This is a genomic window from Actinophytocola sp. (assembly GCF_036378875.1).
GTDB lineage: Bacteria > Actinomycetota > Actinomycetes > Mycobacteriales > Pseudonocardiaceae > Actinophytocola.
The window spans coordinates 69,898-94,155 of the sequence record NZ_DASUVO010000015.1 but is presented as its reverse complement, the minus strand read 5'-3'; the positions used below and the strand labels follow the sequence as shown (position 1 = coordinate 94,155).

The 24,258-nt window shown below is 69.7% G+C and carries 19 protein-coding genes and 1 tRNA gene; 9 read left to right on the top strand and 11 right to left on the bottom strand.

Going from position 1 to position 24,258, the window contains the following annotated elements; genetic code table 11:
* Positions 1-22 precede the first annotated feature (22 nt).
* Positions 23-1,612, bottom strand: coding sequence for a GGDEF domain-containing protein (locus VF106_RS04395; RefSeq protein ID WP_524535848.1), 1,590 nt, complete (start codon positions 1,610-1,612; stop codon positions 23-25).
* Positions 1,613-1,787: 175 nt separating this feature from the next.
* A tRNA-Gln gene (locus tag VF106_RS04390) sits at positions 1,788-1,858 on the bottom strand.
* A gap of 220 nt (positions 1,859-2,078) precedes the next feature.
* On the opposite strand from VF106_RS04390, the gene VF106_RS04385 reads away from it, so the two are divergent.
* Complete coding sequence (locus VF106_RS04385) at positions 2,079-3,044, top strand: acyl-CoA desaturase (RefSeq protein WP_330838234.1); 966 nt, start codon at positions 2,079-2,081, stop codon at positions 3,042-3,044.
* A 118-nt stretch (positions 3,045-3,162) separates the two neighbouring features.
* Positions 3,163-3,762, top strand: coding sequence for a TetR family transcriptional regulator (locus VF106_RS04380; protein ID WP_330838233.1), 600 nt, complete (start codon positions 3,163-3,165; stop codon positions 3,760-3,762).
* Positions 3,763-3,783: 21 nt separating this feature from the next.
* On the opposite strand, the gene VF106_RS04375 is transcribed toward VF106_RS04380, so the two are convergent.
* From VF106_RS04375 to VF106_RS04365, 3 genes are read right to left on the bottom strand one after another with little or no spacing between them, the layout of a single operon-like run.
* Positions 3,784-4,662 (bottom strand): aminoglycoside phosphotransferase family protein, encoded by an 879-nt coding sequence (locus VF106_RS04375; protein ID WP_330838232.1) that lies wholly within the window; start codon positions 4,660-4,662, stop codon positions 3,784-3,786.
* A gap of 51 nt (positions 4,663-4,713) precedes the next feature.
* On the bottom strand, positions 4,714-6,117 hold the full coding sequence (locus VF106_RS04370) for a class I adenylate-forming enzyme family protein (protein ID WP_330838231.1): 1,404 nt from the start codon (positions 6,115-6,117) through the stop codon (positions 4,714-4,716).
* Between the two features lie 32 nt (positions 6,118-6,149).
* Positions 6,150-7,376, bottom strand: a complete 1,227-nt coding sequence (locus VF106_RS04365) for a PQQ-dependent sugar dehydrogenase (RefSeq protein ID WP_330838230.1) — start codon at positions 7,374-7,376, stop codon at positions 6,150-6,152.
* Positions 7,377-7,433: 57 nt separating this feature from the next.
* Between VF106_RS04365 and VF106_RS04360 the strand changes: the two genes are divergently transcribed.
* Entirely contained in the window at positions 7,434-8,918 is a 1,485-nt protein-coding gene (locus tag VF106_RS04360; protein WP_330838229.1) for a hypothetical protein, read from the top strand.
* Complete coding sequence (locus VF106_RS04355; protein ID WP_330838228.1) at positions 8,915-9,682, top strand: enoyl-CoA hydratase/isomerase family protein; 768 nt, start codon at positions 8,915-8,917, stop codon at positions 9,680-9,682. The genes VF106_RS04360 and VF106_RS04355 overlap by 4 nt, the downstream gene beginning before the upstream one ends.
* A gap of 339 nt (positions 9,683-10,021) precedes the next feature.
* Here VF106_RS04355 and VF106_RS04350 read toward each other — a convergent pair whose 3' ends face one another.
* On the bottom strand, positions 10,022-11,023 hold the full coding sequence (locus VF106_RS04350) for a CU044_5270 family protein (protein WP_330838227.1): 1,002 nt from the start codon (positions 11,021-11,023) through the stop codon (positions 10,022-10,024).
* Complete coding sequence (locus VF106_RS04345) at positions 11,016-11,591, bottom strand: RNA polymerase sigma factor (protein WP_330838226.1); 576 nt, start codon at positions 11,589-11,591, stop codon at positions 11,016-11,018. The genes VF106_RS04350 and VF106_RS04345 overlap by 8 nt, the downstream gene beginning before the upstream one ends.
* Positions 11,592-11,814: 223 nt before the next feature.
* Here VF106_RS04345 and mfd point away from each other — a divergent pair, with 223 nt between their 5' ends.
* The 5 genes from mfd (at position 11,815) to VF106_RS04320 (ending at position 21,420) form a co-directional block, all read left to right on the top strand.
* Positions 11,815-15,354, top strand: a complete 3,540-nt coding sequence (gene mfd, locus VF106_RS04340; protein ID WP_330838248.1) for a transcription-repair coupling factor — start codon at positions 11,815-11,817, stop codon at positions 15,352-15,354.
* Positions 15,355-15,378: 24 nt separating this feature from the next.
* The gene (locus VF106_RS04335; RefSeq protein WP_330838225.1) at positions 15,379-16,344 is read left to right on the top strand and encodes a SurA N-terminal domain-containing protein; all 966 of its coding nucleotides are present in this window, start codon (positions 15,379-15,381) and stop codon (positions 16,342-16,344) included.
* 2 nt (positions 16,345-16,346) lie between these two features.
* Positions 16,347-17,285 (top strand): nucleoside triphosphate pyrophosphohydrolase, encoded by a 939-nt coding sequence (locus VF106_RS04330; RefSeq protein WP_330838247.1) that lies wholly within the window; start codon positions 16,347-16,349, stop codon positions 17,283-17,285.
* A gap of 463 nt (positions 17,286-17,748) precedes the next feature.
* Positions 17,749-18,126, top strand: coding sequence for a DUF4267 domain-containing protein (locus VF106_RS04325; protein WP_330838224.1), 378 nt, complete (start codon positions 17,749-17,751; stop codon positions 18,124-18,126).
* Positions 18,127-18,237: 111 nt separating this feature from the next.
* On the top strand, positions 18,238-21,420 hold the full coding sequence (locus VF106_RS04320; RefSeq protein WP_330838223.1) for a S41 family peptidase: 3,183 nt from the start codon (positions 18,238-18,240) through the stop codon (positions 21,418-21,420).
* Between the two features lie 231 nt (positions 21,421-21,651).
* Here VF106_RS04320 and VF106_RS50815 read toward each other — a convergent pair whose 3' ends face one another.
* From VF106_RS50815 to VF106_RS04300, 4 genes are all read right to left on the bottom strand, one after another.
* Entirely contained in the window at positions 21,652-21,849 is a 198-nt protein-coding gene (locus VF106_RS50815; protein ID WP_414638849.1) for a hypothetical protein, read from the bottom strand.
* A 106-nt stretch (positions 21,850-21,955) separates the two neighbouring features.
* The gene (locus VF106_RS04310) at positions 21,956-22,828 is read right to left on the bottom strand and encodes an alpha/beta hydrolase (protein WP_330838222.1); all 873 of its coding nucleotides are present in this window, start codon (positions 22,826-22,828) and stop codon (positions 21,956-21,958) included.
* A gap of 64 nt (positions 22,829-22,892) precedes the next feature.
* Positions 22,893-23,723, bottom strand: coding sequence for an NAD(P)H-binding protein (locus tag VF106_RS04305; protein WP_330838221.1), 831 nt, complete (start codon positions 23,721-23,723; stop codon positions 22,893-22,895).
* An 8-nt stretch (positions 23,724-23,731) separates the two neighbouring features.
* Positions 23,732-24,190: a nuclear transport factor 2 family protein gene (locus VF106_RS04300; protein ID WP_330838220.1), complete on the bottom strand. Its 459-nt coding sequence runs from the start codon at positions 24,188-24,190 to the stop codon at positions 23,732-23,734.
* Between the last annotated feature and the right edge of the window lie 68 nt (positions 24,191-24,258).

Here is a 24,258-nt window from a genome sequence, read left to right as displayed (position 1 = left end):
CGGTCGGCCCGGTTTTTCGATCCTACGTGGCCTCCGGCAGAGCGCTGGCCGGCTCCTCCTCGGTGGGTGCCTCGGGTTCCGGCTCTTCGCCCGATTCGGACACCACGTCGTTGCCGCCGCTGCGTTTGGCCTGGTACATGGCCGCGTCCGCGCGAGCGAGAGCCCGGGTGGTCGACTCGCCGGGGCGCAGTGACACCACACCGACCGACAGCGTCACTCCGTGCGAGAGGTCCTTCGGCAGCCTGTCGACCGCGTCGGCGCACCTGCGCAGCGCGGCCGTCGCCGGTCCGAGCGGGGCGCCGGGGAGCAGCACGATGAACTCGTCGCCGCCGTAGCGGGCCACCATGTCCGAGCCACGCAGCGTGTCGCGGATCGTGCTCGCGATCACCCGCAGCACGTCGTCGCCGTCGGCGTGGGACATGCGGTCGTTGACGCCCTTGAACCCGTCGAGGTCGACCAGCGCGATCGCGAGGGGCTTCTCGCCGATCTGCGTGGAAAGCTCGGCCAGCCGCTCGTCAAGTGCCCGCCGGTTCGGCAGCCCGGTGAGCGGGTCCTGCAGTGCCTGCTTGGCGATCGTGCCGTGCCGCCGTGACAACCGCTCGTGCTCGCGCCGCGTGTCGAGAGTGGCCTTGGTGGACGCACGGTTGTCCGACAGCTGTGCTTCCAGTTCGGCGACGTACAGCGACAGCGCGCTCGTGTACCGCTCGCCGCCGTCGTCCGCGTCGGAGGCCGACAGCCGGGCGAACTCGCGGATCACGCACAGGTACAGACCCTGCTCCGTCGGCGTGTTGTGCAGGCGCTTCTGCACGGCGCCGATCGTCTCGATCGCCTCCTCGATGCGGCCACAGGCCTCGAGGCAGCGGCCGAGCGCGACGCCGACGAAGAGCAGCTCGCGTTGCGGGGCGATCTCCAGCAGCCCGACCAGGCGCTCGAGGTGGTCGACCGACGGGTCGGCGAGCGCGTGTGCCGCGCCGATCACCGGGACCTGGTCTGCGGCCGGCAGGTCGGACCGTCGGCGGAACAGCGACTCGCGGAACGGCAGCTCGATGGCCTCCGCCATGGCCGCCGCCTCGGCGAAGTGGCTGGCGGCCGCGTCGTCCTCGCCCGCGCGTTCGAGCCGCAGCCCCCAGCCGAGCTGCAGGCGGGTGCGGGTGAGCAGGTGCACGGAGATGTCGTGCGAGCCGGCGCCGTTGCGGATGTGCCGGTTGGCCTTCTTCATCACCTGGTCGGCGACCTCGTACACGCCGAGGTGGCCGAGCACGGTGCCGAGGTCCATGAGCGTCGAGGCCATGAGCACGTGCCACACGCGACTGTCGAACGTCGGGTCCGGCGGGATCTTCTCGTCGAGCATCGCGAGGCCGACCGCGACCTCGGACAGCGCGTCGTCCTCGTTGCCGATGAGCAGCAGGCGCAGGCCTCGCAGCGCGTGCGCGTCGGCCTGGAGCACCAGCAGGTTGTGCTTGCGCGAGTGGACGAGGAACTCCTCGACCATGTCGCTCGCGGCCTCTGCGGTGGTGGGGTCGACGACGCGGATGGCGGTGGCGGCACGCAGCAGCTGGGCGATCATCCTGGGCTCGCCGCGCTGGCGGGCCGCTTCCAGGAGGCGGTCCATCTCGGCGATGTGGCGGCTCAGGTCCGTGCGCTCACCGGCCTGGATGATCGCGAGCAGCTCTCTTGACCGGCCTACCAACCACGCGTCTGAGCGATCGTCAAACGCGACGAAATCGCCATCCACCGTGGCCGTCCTACCTTCACGCCTTGAGCCGCTGCTCGCCGTGCACGAGCAGCTCCGCCGCCAGGGATCGAACCTGGACCATCAGAACCAAAATCTGAGGTGCTGCCTTTACACCACGGCGGATCGAGGCCGGTGGTTCCCGCCCTCGCCGGGAACATCGTGGCATGCATGCCAACACGGTGGCAGTGGTACCCGCCCAACACGGCGCAAGCGCGTCCAAATGGGTGTGACGTGGATCACGAGAGTAGTCGGACGGCCGCTCGCCTGGTTCATTGGGACACGTAAGTTACGGTTCCGTAGGCGAGGACCGCCTAACTTGGAGTAGAAGACGAGGTAGCAAGGGATGACGACGACCCTCGACGAGGCAGCCGGAGGCGCGGCGCCACCCGGTAAGGGGCCGAAGCCGGTCACGGTGGGCCAGCGCAACAACACCGTCCAGCTGGGTGTGTACATCTTCGTGATCGTGCCGTTCGCGGCACTGATCGCGGCCGTGCCACTGGCCTGGGGATGGGGCCTGACCTGGGTCGACGTGATTCTCGCGTTCGTGTTCTTCTACCTGTCCGGCCACGGCGTCACCATCGGCTACCACCGGTTCTTCACGCACGGCTCGTTCAAGGCGAAGCGGCCGCTCAAGATCGCCCTGGCGATCGCCGGCAGCATGGCCGTGCAGGGCCCGCCGATCGTCTGGGTCGCCGACCACCGCCGCCACCACGCCTTCTCCGACAAGGAGGGCGACCCGCACTCACCGTGGCTGTTCGGCACCTCGCCGTTGGCGCTGGCCAAGGGCTTCTGGCACGCGCACATGGGCTGGCTGTTCGACCGTGACATCACCAACAAGGAGCGCTTCGCCCCGGACCTGCTCGCCGACAAGGACATCGTCAAGGTCAACAACACCTTCGCGATCTGGACGGCGGCCACGTTCCTGCTGCCCGCGATCCTCGGCGGGCTCATCACCTGGTCGTGGTGGGGCGCGCTGACCGCGTTCTTCTGGGCCGGCCTCGTGCGGGTCGCGATCCTGCACCACGTGACCTGGTCCACGAACTCGATCTGCCACATGATCGGCGACCGGCCGTTCGTCTCCCGGGACAAGGCGGCCAACGTGTGGCCGCTCGCGATCCTGTCCTTCGGTGAGTCATGGCACAACCTGCACCACGCCGACCCCACCTGCGCCCGGCACGGCGTGAAGAAGGGGCAGATCGACACCTCTGCCCGGTTCATCTGGCTGTTCGAGAAGTTCGGCTGGGTGCACAGCGTCCGCTGGCCGACGCCACAGCGCCTCGCGAAGATCACGGCTGGCGCGGAAGCGTGATTTCGCCCGCCTGCTGTCGGTCCTAGCCTCTAGGGTGAGGCAAATGGCAGCAAGGCGGCGGGAACGTGCACGTACGGCGCCTCCTCGACGAGGGGAGGCGCCGTCGCCGCGTGTGCGGATGACGGGTGAGGAGCGGCGACAGCAGCTGCTCGACGTGGCACGGGCGCTCTTCGCCGAGAAGGGGTTCGACGGGGCGTCCGTCGAGGAGATCGCCCACCGGGCGAACGTGTCGAAGCCGGTGGTCTACGAGCATTTCGGCGGCAAGGAAGGCGTGTACGCGGTCGTGGTCGACCGTGAGATGCACTACCTGCTGACCAGCATGACCTCCGCGCTGGCCGAGGAGGCGCACCCACGGCTGCTGCTGGAACGGGCCGCGGTCGCGTTACTCGACTACGTCGAGGGTTCGGCGGACGGGTTCCGCATCCTGGTGCGTGCCTCGCCGGTGGCCTCCGCCACCGGGACGTTCTCGTCGCTGCTCAACGACATCGCCTCGCAGGTCGAGGACATCCTCGGACGGCAGTTCAGCGCGCGGGGGTACGACGCGAAGCTTGCCGCGCTGTACAGCCAGTCGCTGGTGGGGATGGTGGCGCTGACCGGGCAGTGGTGGCTCGACGTGCGGAAGCCTCGCAAGGAGGAGGTCGCCGCGCACCTGGTGAACCTCTCCTGGAACGGCCTGTCGCACCTGGAGGGCGCGCCGTCACTGATCGAGTCCCACTGAGTTCGATGAGTCGCTCCACTCCTAGCGGTCGAGGAGGACGGCCTCCAGCGCCGCGACCGATCGTTCCGTGAGGTTGTCCGGGCTCGGCAGCACCGACGACAGACCCCAGCAGCGGCCGCGGGTCCACGTGTCGTCGTCGACGCCCAGCTTGTCGCGGAACACCGTCCGGCCGTCCGCGTCCAGCAGCGACCACGCGGCGATCAGGTCGACCGCCGGGTCACCGACCGCGAGCGTGCCGAAGTCGATCACCGCGCTGAGCCGGCCGTCGGTCGCCAGCAGGTTGGCCGGGGCCGGGTCGCCGTGCACCCAGACCGGCTCCCGCGACCAGACCGGCGTGGCCAGCGTGTGGTCCCACAGCTCACGGATCGGCTTCGTGTCGAGGAGTCCGTCCAGCGCGTCGATCCGCCGTGTCATGTAGTGCGGCACGACCGGCGAGTCCCGCGGGTCGGCCAGGTCGCAGCCACGGAAGCCGTTGCTCGACTCCGGCGGAGGACCGTCCGTGGCGTCGATCGCCCGCAGTGCCAGCAGGAACTCGGCCAGGTCCGCGGCCGCCTGCCGCGAGTCCAGCTCAGCGGGGTCCGCCGGCTCGCCAGGCAGCCACTCGTAGACCGACCACGGATACGGGAAGCCGTCGGCGGGTTCGCCCTGTGCCAGCGGTTTCGGGATGGGGAGCGGGAGGTGCGGGGCGAGGACCGGCAGCCACCGCTGTTCACGCGTGACCTGGCCGATCCACCGCTCGAACCGAGGCAGCCGCACCATCTTGTCCTCGCCCAACCGGAACGTGGAGTTGTCAACGCCCGGCTTGCCGACCGGCCGCACGGGCTCGTCCGCCCACCGCGGGAACTGCCCGGCGACCAGCCGGCTGACGAACGCCGCTTCGATGTCCTGTGGATCTGGCACGTGTGACATCACATCGGCTCGGCCGCGCTGGCGCCACGGAATTTGTCGGAGTCACCGCAGTGATGCCCGCAGCGCCCGCTTGTCCGGCTTGCCGCTGTGCGCGACCGGCACCGCCGCCAGGTAGGTGATCGTCTTCGGCACGCTTCCCTCGCCCAGTCTGGTGCGCACGGCGTCGCGGAGCACGGCGTCGGACGGGGTGTGACCCCACCCGGGGACCACGAACGCGTGCACGGCCTCGCCGGTCTGCTCGTCCGGTGTGCCGACGACGTATGCCTGGCGAATGCCCGGCTGCCTGGCCAGCACCGCCTCGATCGGGCCTGCGTAGTACGGGTACGCGTTCACGATGATCACGTCGCGGGCCCGGCCGGTGAGGCGCACGAAGCCGTGTGGGTCGAGGTCACCGAGGTCGCGGGTGCGCACCCAGTCGCCCGCGATGACGTCGGCGGTCTGCTCAGCGTCCTGCCAGTAGCCGGACATCTGGTAGCGGGTGCGTGCGACCAGTTCGCCGGCCCGCACCGCGATGTCCACATGGGAATGCGGACGGCCCACTGTGGACAGTACGTCCGGGCCGTACGTCTCGAGGTGCCGCGGGGTGAGCATCGTGAGGTTGCCGGTTTCGCTCTGGCCGTACGCCTGGTACACCACCGGACCGAGCCGGTCGTACGCCTCCTTGAGGCGTTGCGGCGGCAGCGGCGAGCCGACGACGGCCATGCCCTTCAGCGATGACGTGTCCACGTCGTCCGTGCGCTCGATGTCGAGGAACTGGTACAGCCGCGGCACGTCCACGGTCGCACCGGTGATCCGGTACCGCTGGACCAGGTACGGCAGCGGCTCGTCGTGGTCGGGGATCACCGCCGTACCGCCGGCCATGAGCGCGAGCGCCGCGAAGTCCTGTACGACGGCCGAGGCGAGCGTGCCGGACAGGAGGTACCGCTCGCCGCAGGCGGCCAGGTCGTCGATGTCCTCGTCCCGCATCTCCGGCGTCCACGACCAGTGGGCGGACATCGCCCGGAAGGTCTGGACACAGCCCTTCGGCGTGCCCGTGCTGCCGCTCGTGTAGACGAGGCGGGCGGCGTCGTTCGGCCGTCCGCCGGCGCACACGTCGATCGGCACGCTCCGGTTGAGCTGCGCGATCGTGCCGTCCGTGACGACCGCGTCGACGCCGGCCTTCATCATGTGCTCGAGCTGGCCCTGCGAGTACCCGGGGCGGATGCCGACGACGCGGCAGCCGATCGTGTTCGCGGCGATGTACGCGGCGAACGCCTCCGGCGTGGTGCTGGTGAGCATGGCGACGCCGCTCGCGGGGCGGAGCCCGGCGGCCTTCAGCCCGCCGGCCATGCGCCTGATCGTCGCGAGCAGCTCAGCGGCGGACACTCGCCGCTCGCCGTGCTCGAAGACAATGCGCGCGGGATCGGCGGTGAGTTCGTCGAGCAACGGCTGCGGGAACCTTCGCATGCGGTGTGTTACGCGGCACACACGCAGAGGGTTCAGACGGGAGTAACACGCAGAAGTTGGTCGTCCGCACCGTCGCTCGTGGTGATGTACAGCGCGCCGTCGGGGCCGGTCCGTGCCGCCCGCAAACGGCCGAACGTGTCGTCGAACTCCTTCGGCACCGCCACCGACGTGACGTCGCCACTTTCATTCAGCGACAGGATGAGCACTTTCTCGCCCTTCAACGCGGTGATCACCAGTGCGCCGTTCAGCGCGCCCCACTGGTCACCCTCCAGGAAGGTCGCCGCGCACACGGCCTCGGTGATCTCGCCGGTCTGCCACTTCGCGGGCACCGCGTCCGGGAACCGCCGCAGATCGGTCATCTCCACGCTCTCGTCGTAGCCGCCGACCGTGCCGCCCTGCGACGGGTCCCAGCCGTAGTTCTTACCGGCTTCGAGCAGGTTGACCTCGTCGTTCTTGCTGGGGCCGTGCTCGGCGGTGAACACCTGGTCGGAGTCCGGCCGCAGCGCGACGCCCTGGATGTTGCGGTGGCCGTAGGTGTAGACGAGCCGCTCACGCTTGTTGTCCGAGCCGATGAACGGGTTGTCCGGCAACGGCTCGCCGGTCTTCAGGTCGAGCCGCAGCACCTTGCCGCCGAGGTTGGTGCGGTCCTGCGAGAAGGCGCCCCGCGCGGTGTCGCCGGTGCCGACGAGCAGTGCGCCGTCCCGGGCCAATGTGGGGCGGCAGCCGGAGTGACGCCCTGAGGGGTTCAGCGGCAGCCCGGTCAGCAGTTCCTTCACGCGGGTCGCGACCAGCTCGTCGTCGGACAGGCGCCACGTGACCAGCCGGACGTCGGAGGGTTCGCCGTTCTCGGTGTGGGTCTGGCAGGTGGTGAACTGGCGGGACCGCTCGAAGTCGGGATGCACGACCAGGCCCATCAGGCCGCCCTCGCCCTGGACGTGGACGTCGGACAGGTCGGCCTTGAGCTCGGTGACCGTCGCGCCGGGTGTGCTGCTCGACAGGAGCGCGAGCTTGGCGGGGCGCTGCGAGACGAGGACCTTGCCGTCCGGGAGGAAACCGACGTCCCAGCCGTGGGTCAGACCACCGGCCACCGTCTCCACCTTGAGCTGTGGCGTCTCGGCGCTGCTCGGCTGGGTCGGCTCACCGGTGCCAGTGCCGGTGACGGGGACCTGGCCGACCTCGCGCACCGCTGGACTGTCGGTGCAGGCGGTGAGCGTCGCGAGGGTGGCGGCGATCGCGACGAAACTCGTGCGGGTTCGCATGGGTCCAGAATGCCCGGACGCGCGTCGCACTCATGTGTGGTGGCGGAGGGAGCGTCGATGAGTGACAACTGGTGGACCGACTATGCGCAAAACAAGCGCATCCGGGGGCTCGAGGAGGACCTGAGCTACGTCAGCTCCTCGTTGTCGCAGGCCCGCGCGTCGCAAAGCCGTCTGAAAGCGGAGCTGTCGAAGGTCAGTGGCTCGATGGAGCAGCGGCTGAACCGGCTGTCCGCGGCGTTCGACGCGTTCGTGGAGATCAGCGACCTGCGGGTGACGCTCGGGTTGTTCGACTCGCATGGGCGGATCCGGCACCAGACCAAGCAGCTGCTGGCGGGTTCGGCCGCGACGGATGTGTCCGATGCGGAGGGATACTGGCTCGCGCCCGCACTGGTCGCGTTGCGTGGGATCGCCGACGGCGCGGTCGACGCCGACGCGCTGGCGCTCGCGGTTGCTCGCGACCCGTTGCGCACCAAGGTGTTCCACGCTCTGCTGGCGGCGGTGCACGGTGGCCGGCAACTGTCCCTTTCGGCGGCACTGCCGGCGCTGACCGATCCGGTGCCCATGTACCAGCGTGCGTTGTGGTTGCTGGCTGCGGATGGCTTCGCCGGTCCGGAGGGCTGGGACCTGGTGCGCGAGCGGTGCGCTTCGGCGGTGACCGGCGACGAGCTGTCGGACACGGTGCGGTCCCTCGCGGCGCCGCGTACCGGCGGGCCCTCGAAGGAACAAGGTGGCAAGGAGTTGGCCGCCGCGTTGGGGGCGTGCGAGAAGTTGACCGCCCTGCGTGCGTGGGTAGCCGAGGCGCTGGACAGGGGTGCGCAGGCGCAGGCCGTCGACCCGCTGGTGCGGCGGTCACTGGACCTGCTGATCGACGAGGGCAGCCCGGTCGAGCTGCCGCTGCTCGCGCGGGAACGGGAACTGCGCGCGGTCATCGAGGGCAGGGAGGCTGGTATGTCCACCTGGGACAGCCCGGTCGGGTCGGCCGTCGAGCTGTTGCGTGAGGACCTGTCGTCGGAGCATCCGGGCCGCCGGGCGCTGGCGGTGCGGGCGGCCGCTCCCGTCGTGTTGTCGCTGGCGTCGGAGTTCGAGGCCGCCGCCCGCGTCGAGCCACCGTCGTCGATCGAGATCCGCACCCACTACGGCCACGTGACGATCTCCCCGACGGCCCCGGACCAGGCGTCGCTGTCGAAGGCGGTGGCGATGGTGGACATGGTGTCGAGGGTCGAGTCGAAGCGCCGGCCGATCGCGTACGGCGCCGCGGTCACCGCCGTGCTGTTCCTGGTGCTGACGTTCGTCGCGGGATGGGGCTGGGTGTTCGTGGCGCTGGGTGCGGCCGGGGTGGGCCTGTACCAGTGGCTCACGGACGCGAAGGAGAGGCGCGAAGCGGCCGCGAGGGCGGTGGAGCTGAAGCAGGGCCTCCGCGACGAGGTGGCCGAACAAGTGGAGGAGTTCGCGAAAACGGGACGTGAGCTGCGGGACCGCCAGGTGACCGTGACGGAGGACATGGCGGCGCTGCGGGCCGCGCTGGCTACGGTGACCGAGTGACGCTGAGGCTCGAGATCGAGGGCGCGGTGGCGGTGCTGACCATCGACCGCCCGCAGAAGCGCAACGCGATGAGCTTCGAGATGTGGTCCGCCATACCGGACCTGCTCGGCAAGGTCGAGGCGGACGAGTCGGTGCGCGCGGTCGTCATCCGAGGCACCGACCACTTCTCGGCCGGCGCCGACATCAGCGAGTTCACGACGCTGCGCAACGACCCGGAAGGCGCCCGCCGCTACGGCGCGGCCGTCCACGCGGGCGAACGCGCGATCGCCGAACTGGGCAAACCGACGATCGCCGCGATCACGGGCGTCTGCGTGGGCGGCGGCTGCGAGATCGCGCTGGCCTGCGACATCCGGGTCGCCGCCGATGACGCCCGCTTCGGCATCACCCCGGCCAAGCTGGGCATCGTCTACAACGCGACCTCGACGAAGCGCCTGGTCGACGCCGTGGGCCCGTCGTGGGCGAGGCAGATCCTGTTCACCGCCGACCTGGTGGACGCCTCGACGGCGTTGCGCATCGGCCTGGTCAACGAACTACACCCGACCGACGCGGTCGTGCCCCGCGCGACGGCCATGGCCGAGACGATGGCGAGCCGAGCCCCGATCTCGCTCCGCGGCGCCAGGACCATCATCACGCGGATCACCGAGGGCCAGTCCGACCTCGACGAGGACGAGACCATCCTCGCGCTCTACGAGGCCTCGGTGACCAGCGACGACTACGCGGAAGGGGTGCGGGCGTTCCTGGAGAAGCGCCCGCCCCGCTTCTGAGTTTTCTAACTCGGGCTGTGTTCTTAGCTCGGGCAGGGCCGCCGATCGCCTTCGGCGAGCGGCTGTGTCTTCTAGCTCGGGCAGGGCCGCCGACGCCTTCGGCGGCGGCCTCGGGTCGTTTGCTGGGGTGGTTGCGGGCCGGTGTGCGTGGTTGCTTGCTGTAGATGGTCACCTAACGATGCCCGCGGCCAGGGGCTCGTTCCTCGCCCCTGCCCTTGGCATCGTGCGGCGGCCGCCCTCACCAAAGATCGGCGACCTCAGCGCACTCCCGAAACCTCAGCGTGCCTCCGGAGCCTCCCCGCGCCGCTCCCGAAAGCTCCGTGCACTTTCGACGCGCGCTCAGGGCAGTTGTCCGGGCTGGTCCACGATCGCCTGCTCGACCACCGCTGTGTAGCCCGACATGCCGAGGTAGGCCCGCGTCTGCTTGTCGAACACGATGGTGAGGGGCTCGCCCCCGCCCGGGCCGGTCCAGGTGACGCCCATTCCGGGCCGCCCCGCACCGTCCTTCGCGTTCTCGTTGACGGTGAGACCGGGGAAGTCCGCCATCACTTCGAAGATCGCCGCCATTGAGGCAGGTGGGACGTAGGCGCCGTCGACCAGGTACATGATCTCCTTGCCGGCTGACTGGGGGTTCTGGTTGAGGTACTCGCGCATGCCGGCGACGTCCGTCGGCAGGTCTGTCCGGTACGCGGGGACGGGCGTGCACGAATCGAACACACCGGGCATCGGTTCGCTGCCCTTGTAGGCCTGCGCCTTTCCGTCCCGGCAGCCGGGGATGACGTCGCGGACGTCTCCCTGGACAACCAGCCCGTCGTGGGTGCCGTCCGCGGACAGCCACGACTCCCCGAACGTCCCGCTGGAGGACTGGGACTTGGTGTAGATGAACTGGTCCGGCCGAGGTGGCGTGCTCGGCAGCGTCCGCATCGTGGCAGCCGCCTCGTGCAGGATGTCGGCCGCGCTCGCCTTGGCCGGCGCGACACCGACCGGCTCGAGCGCACCGAGCGCGACCACGCCGGTGATGGCCGCGGCCAGCCCAGCCGCGGCGAGCCCGGAGATCAGCAGAGCCGGCCTGGCCGCGGTGTCCAGCCGAGCCGGCGTGCCGACCGTGGAGTCCAGCCGAGCCGGCGTGCCGGCCGCGGTGTCCAGGCGTGCCGGCGCGCCGGTGGCGGTGTCCAGCCGGGCCGGCTTGACCGATGCGCCGTTCAGTTGGGCACGCTCGATCGACGCGCCGTCGGACTGCGTCATCGCGGCCAGCAGGCGGGCGCGGGCAGGGGCCAGGTCGTCGGCCGACGGCAGTGGCGTGCGGTCGGCCATGTCCTTGAGCAGCGTGAGGTCATCCATGGTTGATGGTCTCCTTCGAGTATGCGGTGAGTGCGGCGCGAACCTGGCGGCGTGCGCGGTTGAGGCGGGATCGGACGGTGCCGACGGGGATCCCGAGCGCCTCGGCGACCTCCTCGTACGTGAGGGACTCCCAGGCGATGAGCAGCAGCACGTCGCGATCACCCACGGACAGGTCGGCCAGCGCGGCGGCCAGCATCCGGTGCATCGCTGCCGCGGTGACCTGCGCCGCGACCCGGTCGGCGTGGCCGTCCTGGTCGGGTTCGGGGGCCAATGCCGCGCGCAGCCGGTACTCGCGGACCTCCTCGCGCTGGTGCTGACGTGCGATGTTCGTGGCGATGCCGTACAGCCACGGGCGGGCGTCGAGCCGGGTGGGGTCGTAGCGTGACCGCTTGCCGAACGCGACCACGAACGTCTCGGCGACCAGGTCGTCGGCGACCTGCTGGCCGAGCCGGCGCGCCAGGTAGCGCTGGATGTGCGGCGCGTGCCGGTCGAAGATGGCGGCGAACCGCTCGGGCGACTGCCGTGAGTGCTCGATGATCGCCGCGTCGTCCTCGTCGGGATGGTGCATTGACTCCTCTTTCGTCGGCGCCCAGGGACCACCGATATCCGCGCGCCGCCCGAATTGAGTTCACGCCGCGCACATGCACAAGTACGAGGCCGCGCACGCTCGGGCGACAAGCGGCATGAAATCCGTGGATGGAGGCACGTAGGCTGGGGCCGAGAACCCTTGCCGGGCTCGTCCCGGGCAGGGGTGTGTCCGTGCGTGCTCCGAGGGGTTACTTCCAGTGTCGCTGTCCGGTCTGCTCCAAGCAGTGCTGCCCGACCCCGCCCTGACAAAGATCACCGAAGCCGCTGGGGCCACCGACCTCGAGCTGGAGGGCCCAACCGCCGTCCGGCCGCTGGTCACCGCCGCCCTGGCCGTCCGGAAACCAGTCCTCGCGATCACGGCGACCGGGCACGAGGCCGATGACCTCACCGCCGCGCTCAGCGACCTGCTCGGCCCGGACGCCGTCGTCAACTTCCCCTCGTGGGAGACGTTGCCGCACGAGCGCCTCTCCCCGCGCGCGGACACCGTCGGCCGCCGCCTCGAGGTGCTCCACCGGCTGGGCGGGGACAGCCCACCGCAGGTCGTCGTCGCCACCGTGCGCAGCCTCATCCAGCCCATGGCCCCCGGCCTGGTCAGCCTCGAACCCGTGCACCTCACCGTCGGTGCCGAGCACGACTTCGACGACGTCATCGAGCGCCTGGTCCAGCTCGCCTACACCCGCGTCGACATGGTCGAGAAGCGCGGTGAGTTCGCCGTCCGCGGCGGCATCCTCGACATCTTCCCGCCGACCGCCGAGCACCCGGCCCGCGTCGAGTTCTGGGGTGACGAGGTGTCGGAGATCCGCTGCTTCGCCGTCGCCGACCAGCGCTCGCTACCGAGCGAGATCACCGAGGTCAACGCCCCGCCCTGCCGCGAGCTGCTGCTCACCGAGGACGTGCGCGACCGCGCCATGGCACTCGCCGAGGAACACGCCGCAGACGCCCACCTCGCCGAGATGCTCGCCAAGCTCGCCGACGGCATCCCGGTCGAGGGCATGGAGGCCCTCATCCCGGTCCTGTGTGACGGCGATCTGGACCTGCTCACCGACGTCCTGCCCGAGGGCGCACACGTCCTCGTCATCGACCCCGAGAAGGTCCGCACCCGCGCCCACGACCTCGTCCGCACCGGCCAGGAGTTCCTCGAGGCGGCGTGGATGGCGGCCGCCGGTGGCGGCAAGTCGCCACTGGACCTGGGTGCCTCGGCCTACCGCGAACTCGGCGACATCGCGCGGCACGCCCGCGACACCGCCCACCCCTGGTGGACGCTCTCCCAGCTCACCACCCCCGACGAGCACGTGGTCCAGCTCGACATCGCGGCCGTGGAGGGCTACCGCGGCGACATCACCCGCGCCTTCACCGACCTCCGCGCCCACACCGCCACCGGCGGTGCCGCCGTGCTCGTCGTCCCCGGCGCCGGTACCGCCCGCCGCGCGGTCGAGCAGCTGTCCGACGCGGACGTCCCCGCCACCTTCGCCGAGCACGGGCTGACCGAACCACCTGCCGGCGGTCTGGTCACCGTCGTCCGCGGCTCGCTCGAGGAAGGCTTCCTCGCCCCGGAGCGAGCCCTGGTGGTGCTCACCGAGACCGACCTGACCGGCGGCCGGCACGGTACGTCCACCCGGGACCTCTCCACGAAGATGCCTTCCCGCAGGCGCAACGCGGTCGACCCGCTGGCCCTGAGGCCCGGTGACTACGTGGTCCACGAGCAGCACGGCATCGGCCGCTACGTCGAGATGGTCCAGCGCACCGTCGGTGGTGCGACTCGTGAGTACCTACTGCTCGAATACGCCTCCTCCAAACGCGGCCAGCCCGGTGACCGCCTGTTCGTTCCCACCGACCAACTCGACCAGATCTCCCGCTACGTCGGCGGCGAGCTGCCCACGCTCAACAAGCTCGGCGGCTCCGACTGGAAGAACACCAAGGCCAAGGCCAAAAAGGCCGTCAAGCAGATCGCCGCGGAGCTCGTGCAGCTCTACGCCGCCCGCCAGTCGGCACCCGGCCACCCGTTCGGCCCCGACACCCCGTGGCAGCGCGAGCTGGAGGACGCCTTCCCGTTCACCGAGACCCCCGACCAGATGGCCGCGATCGACGAGGTCAAGGCCGACATGATGCGTGGCGTGCCGATGGACCGCGTGATCTGCGGTGACGTCGGTTACGGCAAGACCGAGATCGCCGTCCGTGCCGCGTTCAAGGCGGTGCAGGACGGCAAGCAGGTCGTGGTCCTGGTGCCCACCACGCTGCTCGCCCAGCAGCACCTCAACACGTTCACCGAGCGCATGGCCTCCTTCCCGGTCACCGTGAAGGGTCTGTCCCGGTTCACGCACGGCCCGGACGCCGACGCCGTCGTCGAGGGCCTCGCCGCAGGCGAGGTGGACATCGTGATCGGCACCCACCGCCTGCTGCAGACCGGCATCCGCTACAAGGACCTCGGCCTCGTCATCGTCGACGAGGAGCAGCGGTTCGGCGTCGAGCACAAGGAGCACATCAAGTCGCTCCGCACCCACGTCGACGTGCTGACCATGTCCGCCACCCCGATCCCGCGCACGCTCGAGATGTCGCTCGCCGGCATCCGGGAGATGTCGACCATCCTCACCCCGCCGGAGGACCGCCACCCGATCCTCACCTACGTCGGCGGCTACGACGACAAGCAGGTCGGCGCCGCCATCCGGCGCGAGCTGCTGCGCGACGGCCAGGTGTTCTTCGTGCACAACCGGGTCTCGTCGATTGAGAAGGCCGCCCGCCGGCTTCGCGAGCTGGTGCCAGAGGCCCGCGTCGTCACCGCACATGGCCAGATGAACGAGGACCGCCTCGAGAAGATCATCGAGGGCTTCTGGAACCGCGAGTTCGACGTGCTGGTGTGCACCACGATCGTGGAGACCGGCCTCGACATCGCCAACGCCAACACGCTGATCGTCGAGCGCGGTGACCTCCTCGGCCTCGCCCAGCTCCACCAGCTGCGTGGACGTGTCGGCCGTGGGCGCGAGCGGGGGTACGCCTACTTCCTCTACCCGCCGGAGGCGCCGCTCACCGAGACCGCCCACGACCGGCTCGCCACGATCGCGCAGAACACCGAACTGGGCGCCGGCATGGCCGTGGCCATGAAGGACCTCGAGATCCGCGGCGCGGGCAACATCCTCGGCGCAGAACAGTCCGGCCATATCGCCGGCGTCGGCTTCGACCTGTACATCCGCCTGGTCGGGGAGGCGGTCGACGCCTTCCGCACGCATGCCGGCGCCGAGCCGGGCGAGGAGGAGGAAGAGCTCGCCGAGGTGCGGGTCGACCTGCCGGTGGACGCGCACATCCCGCACGACTACGTGCCGGGCGAGCGGTTGCGGCTCGAGGCGTACCGCAAGCTCGCCGCCGCGGCGGACGCCGACGGGCTCGCCGCCGTCGAGGACGAGCTGAAGGACCGCTACGGCACGCCGCCGCAACCTGTCCAGCGACTGTTCGCCGTGGCCGCCTTCCGGCAGACGTGCCGCAGGCACGGTGTCACCGAGGTGAGCCTGCAGGGCAACTCGATCCGCTTCGCGCCGCTCCCGCTGCGCGATTCCCAGATCGTGCGGCTGAAGCGGTTGTATCCCAAGGCGAACTACAAGCCGGTGAGCGAGCTCGTCACCCTGCCGCGGCCGACCGAGGGCGCCGCCGGAGGGCGGATCGGTGCCCCGCCGCTGCGTGACGCCGAGTTGTTGGAGTGGTGCGCGAAGGCTCTCGACTCGCTCGTGATTGCCCCCGCAACGGTGGGGTAGCGGGCTGTGAGAGGCTTGGCGACCGTGACGAGTGTCCTTCGCCGTGTCGTAGCGCCGTTCGCCGTCGTGACCGCGCTGGTCGCAGCGCTGTCCGCGTGTGGGACCGGGCCAAGTCAGGTCAACTCCGCCGTCATCCTCGGCGACCGCGTCATCACGGTCGACGAGGTGCAGGGCCTGGTCGACAAGGTCGTGAAAGAGCCGGCCGCGCGGTCGCTCGCACAGCAGCACAAGCTCGACCTCGTCGCACGCGAGGTGGTGGGGCAGCTGGTCGTGCACGAGATGCTCGCCGACGTCGCCCGCCGCGAAGGGGTGCGGGTCGACCAGAGCGAGCTCGCCGACCTGCGATCCCAGAACCCGTTCAGCCAGAAGCTGGCGGCGGACAGCGGCCAGCCGGCGGACCAGCTGGTCCCTGAGTTGGTCTACCGGGCACGCGGTTTCGATGCCTATGCCAACGACCAGCTGCTGCTCGCCGAGCTGGCCAAGAAGCACATCGGCCGGGACAGCGCCAGGTACAACCTGGTGTCCGTGCAGAACGAGGACGAGGCACGCGATCTCGCCGAGAAGATCGCCGCGAATCCCGACGAGTCCGCCGCCCTGATGCGGGCCGCCGCCGCGAAGACCGGCAGTGAGCCGCAGGTGAACCAGGACACCGGCCAGACTCCCGACGGTGTGTACCTCTCGGCGCCGGACAACTCCGTGTTCGTGCTGCCCGCCGGCCAGGGTGCTGAGGGCGGAGGCGGCTACCAGGTCGTGCACGTGCTCTCCACCGAGGTCGCGTCCACCACGTCCCCGGACGTCGACCTGAGCCAGTTGGACTCGAGCCAACTGCCGACCCTCGGCCGGTTCGTGCTCAGGCCCTATGTGATCGAGAACAACATCAAGATCAGCCCGCGGTACGGCGTCTGGAACGACTCGACGTTGAACGTCGTGCCCAAGGCCGAGTCCGACGTCTCCGGTTTCCTGGTGTTGCCCAAGACCGCCCAGTCGTGACGATGTCAGAGCCGGTGGCCGCGCCCACCTCGTCGGGTTCGGCCGTCGTGCTGCTGGGGCCGGACGGTTCGCTCCCCGGCGACGCGTTACCGCTGGTTCGTGCCGCGGTCGCGGTGTACACGACGGCGGAGGCGCCACCACCCACCCTGCTTGCCGAGCAGGCGTTGTCCGGGTCTGTCGTGCTGTTGACCGCGGACCTGGACAACGCGGCCGCGGGCGCTCTGCTCGCTCGTGGCGCGTCGATCGTTCGACCAAAGCCGGTGTACGGCGGTGCGTTGCTCGACGCCGTCGCGGTGATGGACCGGCTCCGTTCACCAGGCGGGTGCCCATGGGACGCGGAGCAGACGCACGAGTCGTTGCGGCAGTACCTCGTCGAGGAATGCTTCGAGCTGCTGGACGCCATCGAGGACGGCGACCGGACCGCTCTGCGTGAAGAGCTCGGCGACGTGCTGCTGCAGGTGCTGTTCCACTCGCGGGTGGCGCAGGAGTCTTCGGAAGCCCCGTTCTCCATTGACGATGTCGCCACCGAGCTGGTGACGAAACTCGTCGGCCGACACCCACACGTGTTCGCCGGAGGTGACCCGGCGGTGCGGGATGCCCACACACAGGAGCATCGCTGGGAGCAGTTGAAGCAGCAGGAGAAGAAGCGCGAGTCCAGTGTGGACGGAGTAGCCATGGGGCAGCCGGCACTCGCGCTCGCGGCGAAGCTGGTGCAGCGCACGGCACGCGCGCGTCTACCGCGAGAGCTGTTGCCGGACTCTCCGTTGTTCGCGGCCGCGGCGCGGGCGAAGCTCTCCGGCGAGGACCCGGAGGGCCAGCTGCGCGTGGAGGCCCGTCGGTTCGCCGCGGACGTGCGTGCCGCGGAACAGGCGGCCCGCTCGGAGGGCGTGGATCCCGCTGACATGGACGATTCGGACTGGCGTCGATTCTGGCCACGCTGACAGTTGTGCTGGTTTGCTGCGGTGGTGTCATGCACCCACCATGCGGCGCGTGGCCACCGCTTGTCAGCAACGGACCCGAGCGAATGGACCATTCGCTCGGGCTCGCGCCGATGCCCCGAGCCTGGCCTACCGACTGGAGTCCACACCAGACGGTCACGTCCCCACGTCGTCCGGGTAGGCGAAATGCCCGCGCTCTGCAGGAGACCTGTGGTGAGCGCGGGCGGGAGGTCGGAGCGGCCGCGGTAGGGGCGGGGTTCGCGGTAATCGTCGAGTTCCGCGAACTGGACGTCTGTCCGGTTGTTCCGGACCGTACCTATCGGCGTGACCTCGAAGCCTGGCATGGCTAGGTTGGACATGGTGAAAATTCTAGCATTGCTAGACATCCTGTCGGGGCTACTGTTATCGTCGCTCTCACTGCTAGCGCCGCTAGAAATCGGCGCTGTCACCGAGAGGGGAACAACCTGTGCTCACCACCGTCGCCAACGTGCTCGCCGGACTGATCGGCGTAGGCGTCATCGTCATGGGCGCGAGTTTCTTCTGGGCGCCGCAGGCCGCGGTCGGCTTCGGCATCCCAGGCACGCGTACCGAGGACCCGAACTTCCAGGCCTGGTTGTCCGTCAAGGCCGTGCGCGACATAGCCTCGGGGGTCTTCATCGTCATCGTGCTGGTTGCGGCGACTCCCCAGGTGCTGGGCTGGTTCATGTTGGCCGCCGCCGGCATCCCCGTCGGCGACGCGCTGATCGTGTTGCGCAGCAACGGGCCCAGGGCGACCGCCTACGGCGTTCACGGGGCCACCGCCGTGGTGATGCTGGCGATCAGCGTGCTCCTGCTCGTCGCATAACCGCCTGTCCCGCCCCACGTGGTGCACGAATGGACCTTTCGCTCGGGCTCGGCCCACGTTGTATCCCTTTCGGGCGTGGTGTTGTCGGTGATCGGCGCTAACGTGGCGGCCGTGAATGACGCGTACCTCCGCTTTCCTCACCTCCACGGCGAACTGGTCGCCTTCGTCGCCGAGGACGACGTGTGGCTGGCTCCGCTCGGTGGTGGCCGTGCGTGGCGGGTCTCCGCCGACCAGGCCACGGTCAGCTCGCCGCGGTTCTCGGCCGACGGCACTCACCTGGCATGGACCAGCTGGCGTGACGTCGAGCCGGAGGTGCATGTCGCGCCGACCGACGGCGGGCCGAGTCGCCGGCTCACCTACTGGGCGGACGTCAACACGGAGGTGCTCGGGTGGACGGCTGATGGCGAGGTGCTCGCCATCAGCACGGTGGGGCAGCCGAGCATTCGCCGCACCTGGGCGTACGCGGTGGACCTGGAAGGCGAGTCCAGGAAGCTGCCGTACGGCCCGGTCGCCGGCGTGGCCATGAGGCAGGACGGTGCCGTCCTGCTGATCGGCGCGGTATCGCGCGAACCCGCGTGGTGGAAGCGGTATCGCGGCGGCACGGTGGGCAAGCTGTGGCTCGACCTCGACGGTTCCGGCGAGTTCAACAGGTTCCTGCCGGACCTCGACGGCAACGTGGCCGCACCGATGTGGGTCGGTGACCGCGTCGCCTTCCTGTCCGACCACGAGGGCGTCGGCGAGTTGTACTCGTGTCTGCCGGACGGTTCGGATCTGCGCCGGCACGCGGTGGACGCGCCCGGCGGGTTCTACGCGCGCAACGCCACCACCGACGGTCGCCGGGTGATCTTCCACCGTGCCGGGCGGCTGTGGTTGGTGGACGGGTTGGACAGTGAGCCGCGCGATCTCGACATCCGGCTCGGTGGGCCGCGACTTGCCCGGGAGCCGTACCCGGTGCGTGCCGCGGACGAGATCGGCGACGTGGGGCCGGACCACACCGGTCGGGCGAGTGCGATCGAGGTGCGTGGCACGGTGCACTGGCTCACTCATCGCGACGGACCGGTCCGTGCCCTGTCGGCGGTGCCGGGTGTGCGTGCCCGTCATCCCCGCACGCTGGGTGAACGGGTCGTGTGGGTCACCGACGCGGAAGGCGAGGACGCGTTGGAGATCGCCCCGGTCGACGGGGCGGCGGGGACGACACCGCGACGCATCGGTGCGGGGCGGCTCGGTCGTGTGCTCGAACTCGCGGCGGCGCCGGACGGGCGGCGGGTCGCGGTCGCCACCCATGACGGTCGCGTGCTGCTGGCCGACGTCGACAGCGGCGAGTTCCACGAGTTGGTGCACACCACCAAGGGCGATCCGTGCGATCTGGCGTTCTCCCCGGACTCGGCGTGGCTCGCGTGGTCACACCCGGGACCGAGTCCGTTGCGCCACATCAGGATGGCCAGCACCACCGATCTGTCCATTGTGGACGTCACGCCGTTGCGGTTCGTGGACACCGATCCCGAGTTCACCGTCGACGGCAAGCACCTCGCTTTCCTGTCCGTGCGGAGTTTCGACCCGGTCTACGACACCCACGTGTTCGACATGTCGTTCCCGTATGGCTCGCGACCGCATCTGGTGCCGCTCGCGGCCACCACGCCGTCACCGTTCTCGCCCCACCTCCGTGGCAGGCCGGTCGAGGACGAACCGGCCAAGGACAAGGACGGTGACGACGACGCGCCACCCCGCACCGAGGTGGACGTCGACGGTCTTGGTGAGCGGGTGGTCGCGTTGCCCGTCGAGGCCGCGCGTTACGGCGACCTGCGCGCGGTCAAGAACGGTCTGGTGTGGCTGCGTTATCCGTTAACCGGAGTGCTTGGTCACGACGGGGACGGCGATCACGAGGACAAGACCGAACTCGAGCGGTACGACTTCACCAAGCACAAGCTCGAGGCGCTTGCCGACGGCGTCGACAACGTGTGGGTCACCGGAGACGGCGAACGGTTGGTGGTCCGGGAGGGCAGGCGGCTGCGGGTGCAGGCGGCCGACCACAAGTCCGACTCGTCGGACGACAGCGGCGACGAGGTGCGGGTGGACCTGTCGCGGGTGCGGGTGCGGGTCGACCCCGCGGCGGAGTGGCGTCAGTCGTTCGACGAGGCCGGAAGGCTGATGCGGGACCACTTCTGGCGGGCGGACATGAACGGGATCGACTGGCCCGGGGTGCTCGACCGGTACCGGCCACTGGTCGACCTGGTCAACTCCCATGACGAACTGGTCGACCTGTTGTGGGAGGTGCAGGGAGAGCTGGGCACGTCGCACGCGTACGTGACACCACCGGCCGGCGGGGTGGAGTCCGCGCGCCGGCTCGGTCTGCTGGGTGCGGACCTGGTTCGTGACGGTGACGTGTGGCGGATCGATCGGATCCTGCCTGGCGAGTCGTCCGATCCACGTGCGCGGTCGCCACTGCGCGCACCCGGGGTGGCGGTCCGCCCGGGAGACGGGATCGTGGCGGTCGACGGGCGACCGGTGGATCCGGCGGTGGGACCGTCACCGCTGTTGGCGGGTACCGCCGACAAACCGGTGGAGCTCGTGATCGCGCCGGGCGGTGGCGGTGCCAACCGGAGCGTGGTGGTGGTCCCGCTGCTGGACGACATGCCGCTGCGCTACCACGACTGGGTGGCCGAGCGCCGGGCGTACGTGCACGGGGCGAGCGAGGGCCGGCTCGGCTACGTGCACGTACCGGACATGATCGCGAGCGGTTGGGCGGAACTGCATCGGGACCTACGATTGGAGGTGCTGCGTGAAGGGTTGATCGTCGACGTTCGGGAGAACCGCGGCGGACACCTGTCGCAGCTGGTGGTGGAGAAGCTGGCGCGCAAGATCGTCGGTTGGCAGATCACCCGTGACGGCAATGCGGCCGAGAGCTATCCGGCGGACGCGCCGCGTGGCCCGGTCGTGGCCGTGGCGAACGAGTTCTCCGGTTCCGACGGCGACATCGTCAACGCGGCGATCAAGGCGTTGGGCATCGGTCCGGTGGTCGGCACCCGCACATGGGGCGGCGTCATCGGGATCGACATGCGCTACCACCTGGTGGACGGCACGTTGGTCACACAGCCGCGGTATGCCACGTGGATGCAGGGTCCGGGGTGGAGCGTGGAGAACTACGGCGTCGACCCGGACATCGAGGTGGTGATGACGCCGCAGGACCACGCCGCGGGACGAGACCCACAACTGGACGAGGCGATTCGGTTGGCGTTAGCCAGGTTGGCGGAAACGCCGGCCGCTGTTCAGCCCGAGTTGCCACCGTTGTCGTGAGTTTATGGCGCGGGTCGTGGGTCTCGCCGAACGGGTGGGAAGGAGAAAGGACGGTGAGGCGCGGTTGCCGGTGCGGGCTGGGTGTTCACCGCGGATGGAGGTGCCTGAGTGGTGGGGTGACGGGGGCGATGCCGGCGTAGGCGGCGAGGTGCCCGAAGGCGGCGAAAGCGGAGGGGCCGCCGACGGCGGGGGATGTGGACGGTGGTCCTGACCTCGATGCCGGGTATGGAGTCAAAACCTGGCAAGGGGGTGGGTATTGAGGATCCCCTCGGCCGATACGGGCAGCAGCGGGCTCGCAGCGTGCCGAGTCATGTAGCTCGATAGCGATCTGTCTGCGTTGCTGGAGAACGGTTTCAGGTTGTCGGCGAGTTGGGGAAGGACGAGCGCGGGGTGGACCCGGGTGAGCAGGTCGCGGATGCGGCTGCTCACGCGCGTGGCCTCGCCGGCACACCATCCGCTACGACCCCGGGCGGCACGTGCCGGCCACAACACCGGACCAACAGGTCAACGTCCGCCGATGTGTGGACGTCGGGCTTCAGAGCGTGGCGGCGAAGTGCGCGGCCGCGGCATCGGTGGCGATGGTGACATTGGGTTCCTGGTCGTAGAAGTCGAACTGGGTGCCCGGGGTCCAGATGAACTGCGCCGGGCCGGAGAGCTCGTCGTGGAAGAGGCGAGCGGCGTGCGGGATCGCCGCGTCTTCGCTGTGCACGAGCAGCACCGGTCGATCGATTTTGGGTGCCAGGGCGATGGCGTCGTAGGTGAGCCAGTCGGTCCAGGCCATGACGGCGAAGCGGTTCGGCCATTCCGGGATGCCGCCGCGCTGGGGGTTGAGGTAGAAGTCGATGTCGTACGGCATCGCGGCGCGTGGATGGGTGCCGCTGACCACGGGCACGTAGTCGACCTCTCCGGTCGCCTCGTAGCGGGCGCGGGCTCGGGCGGCTTCGTCGAGCTTGGCGGCAACCCCCTCCTCGCCGCCGTACACCTCACGGCAGACCGCCGCGTCGTGTATCCAGGGCGCCACCAGGGCGAGCGAGCCGATGCGCGGGTCGTCGACGGCGTTGGCACTCATGTACATCGCGGCGGCACAGACGCCCAGAACACCCAGGCGGTCGGCGTCGACGGCGGGGTGGTCGGCGAGGAAGGTGACCGCGTTGTGGATGTCGCGGACCTTCTGTTCGGGTGATTCGACGTCGCGGGGCTCACCGCCGGATTCGCCGTAGCCGGTGAAGTCGAACGACAGGGCCGCGTAACCGCGTTCGGCGAGACGTTCGGCGTAGCGGTCGGCCATGAGTTCCTTGACGCTGGTCCAGGTGCCGGCGACCACGATGCCGGGCGCCGGGGTGTCGCCGTCGGGCAGGAACAGGTTGCCGGTGAGGGTGTTGCCGTGGCTGGCGAAGGTGACTTTCACATGCTTCCTTGCAACTAGTTGTGTACGTGAGGTCGGCGTTGGTGATGGGCGGTCCGGCGCAGGGTCATCGGAACGAGTCCGCGTGCGCGACCGCCCACTGCTCGAACGTGCGGGGCGGCACCCCGGTCACGTCCGCGACCGTGGACGTGACCACCGAATCGTCGAGCGAACCCTTGACGTAGAAGCTGAAGAACGCGTCGACGTACTCCACGGGAGTGGTCTTGAGCATCTCCGCGCGGGCCTCGTCGTCGGGTTGCGCCCGCAGTTCCAGGTCCCGGCCAAGCACGGCGCCGAGGACCCGTAGCCGGTCGGCGGGCAGCAGCGCCCGCGGCCCGGTCAACTGGTAGATCCGGCCGTCGTGCCCGTCGGTCACCAGCGCCCGGGCGGCGACCGCGCCGATGTCGTGCGGGTCGACGTTGGCGATGGGGACATTCGCGAACGGGACGGTCACCACGTCGCCGGCCTTGATCTGGCCGACCCACTGGAACGTGTTGGACATGAACCCACTGGGCCTCAGCACCGTCCACAGCAGACTCGACGCACGCACCGCCCGCTCGGATTCGGCCATGTAGCGGGTGATGGCGTTGCTCAGGTCACCGCTGCCCGCCGAACTACCCGACAGCAGCACCACCCGCTGGACACCCGCCCGGCGTGCGCTGTCCAACAGCGCCGGCATTCCCGCGTACCCGGGAAGCAGGAACAGCCCGCGTGCCCCGTCAAGCGCGGGTTCGAGGGACTCCGGCCGACTCAGGTCTCCGGCGACGTACTCCACTCCGGACAGTGGCGCGACCTTGGCCGGGTCGCGAGTCACCGCCCGCACCGGCACGCCCGACCCGACGAGGGCGCGAACCACCTCGGCACCAACGTTGCCGGTTGCGCCCGTGACGAGAAACATCCGGACTCCTAACGTCGTGCCTCGGCGGCCAACGCCGTCAGGTCCTTGTTGCCATCGGCCCACGTCGTCGTCATCACCACTCCGGCGATCCGCCAGGACCCACCGTTGCGGACCAGGTCGAACCGGTACGTGCCACCGAGTGTCCACAACGGACTTCCGAACGGGTTGGCCAGCCGGTGCGTTGCCTGGAACGACGCCGTGCACACCGCCGTGTCACCGGTCACGGTTACCAGGTGGTTCGTGATGAGGTGTTGGGTCGCGTCGAAACCACCCAGGACCGTCGACCACGCGTCCGCGATCTGATCGGGTGTCACCGTGGCCGGTTCACCACCGTTCAGGCTCGTGTAGTCCAACGCCACCTGGTCGGCGAAGACGCCCCGCAACTCGGCCCACTCACGCTGGTCGGCATGCCAACCCATCCGGGTGCACACCTCGATGACCGCCAACCGATCACCAACACTGTTCATGGTTCAACTGTCGGTCAGCATGGCAACTGGATCAAGGACGCATCCGGGTACGATCGTTGCGCCGGACG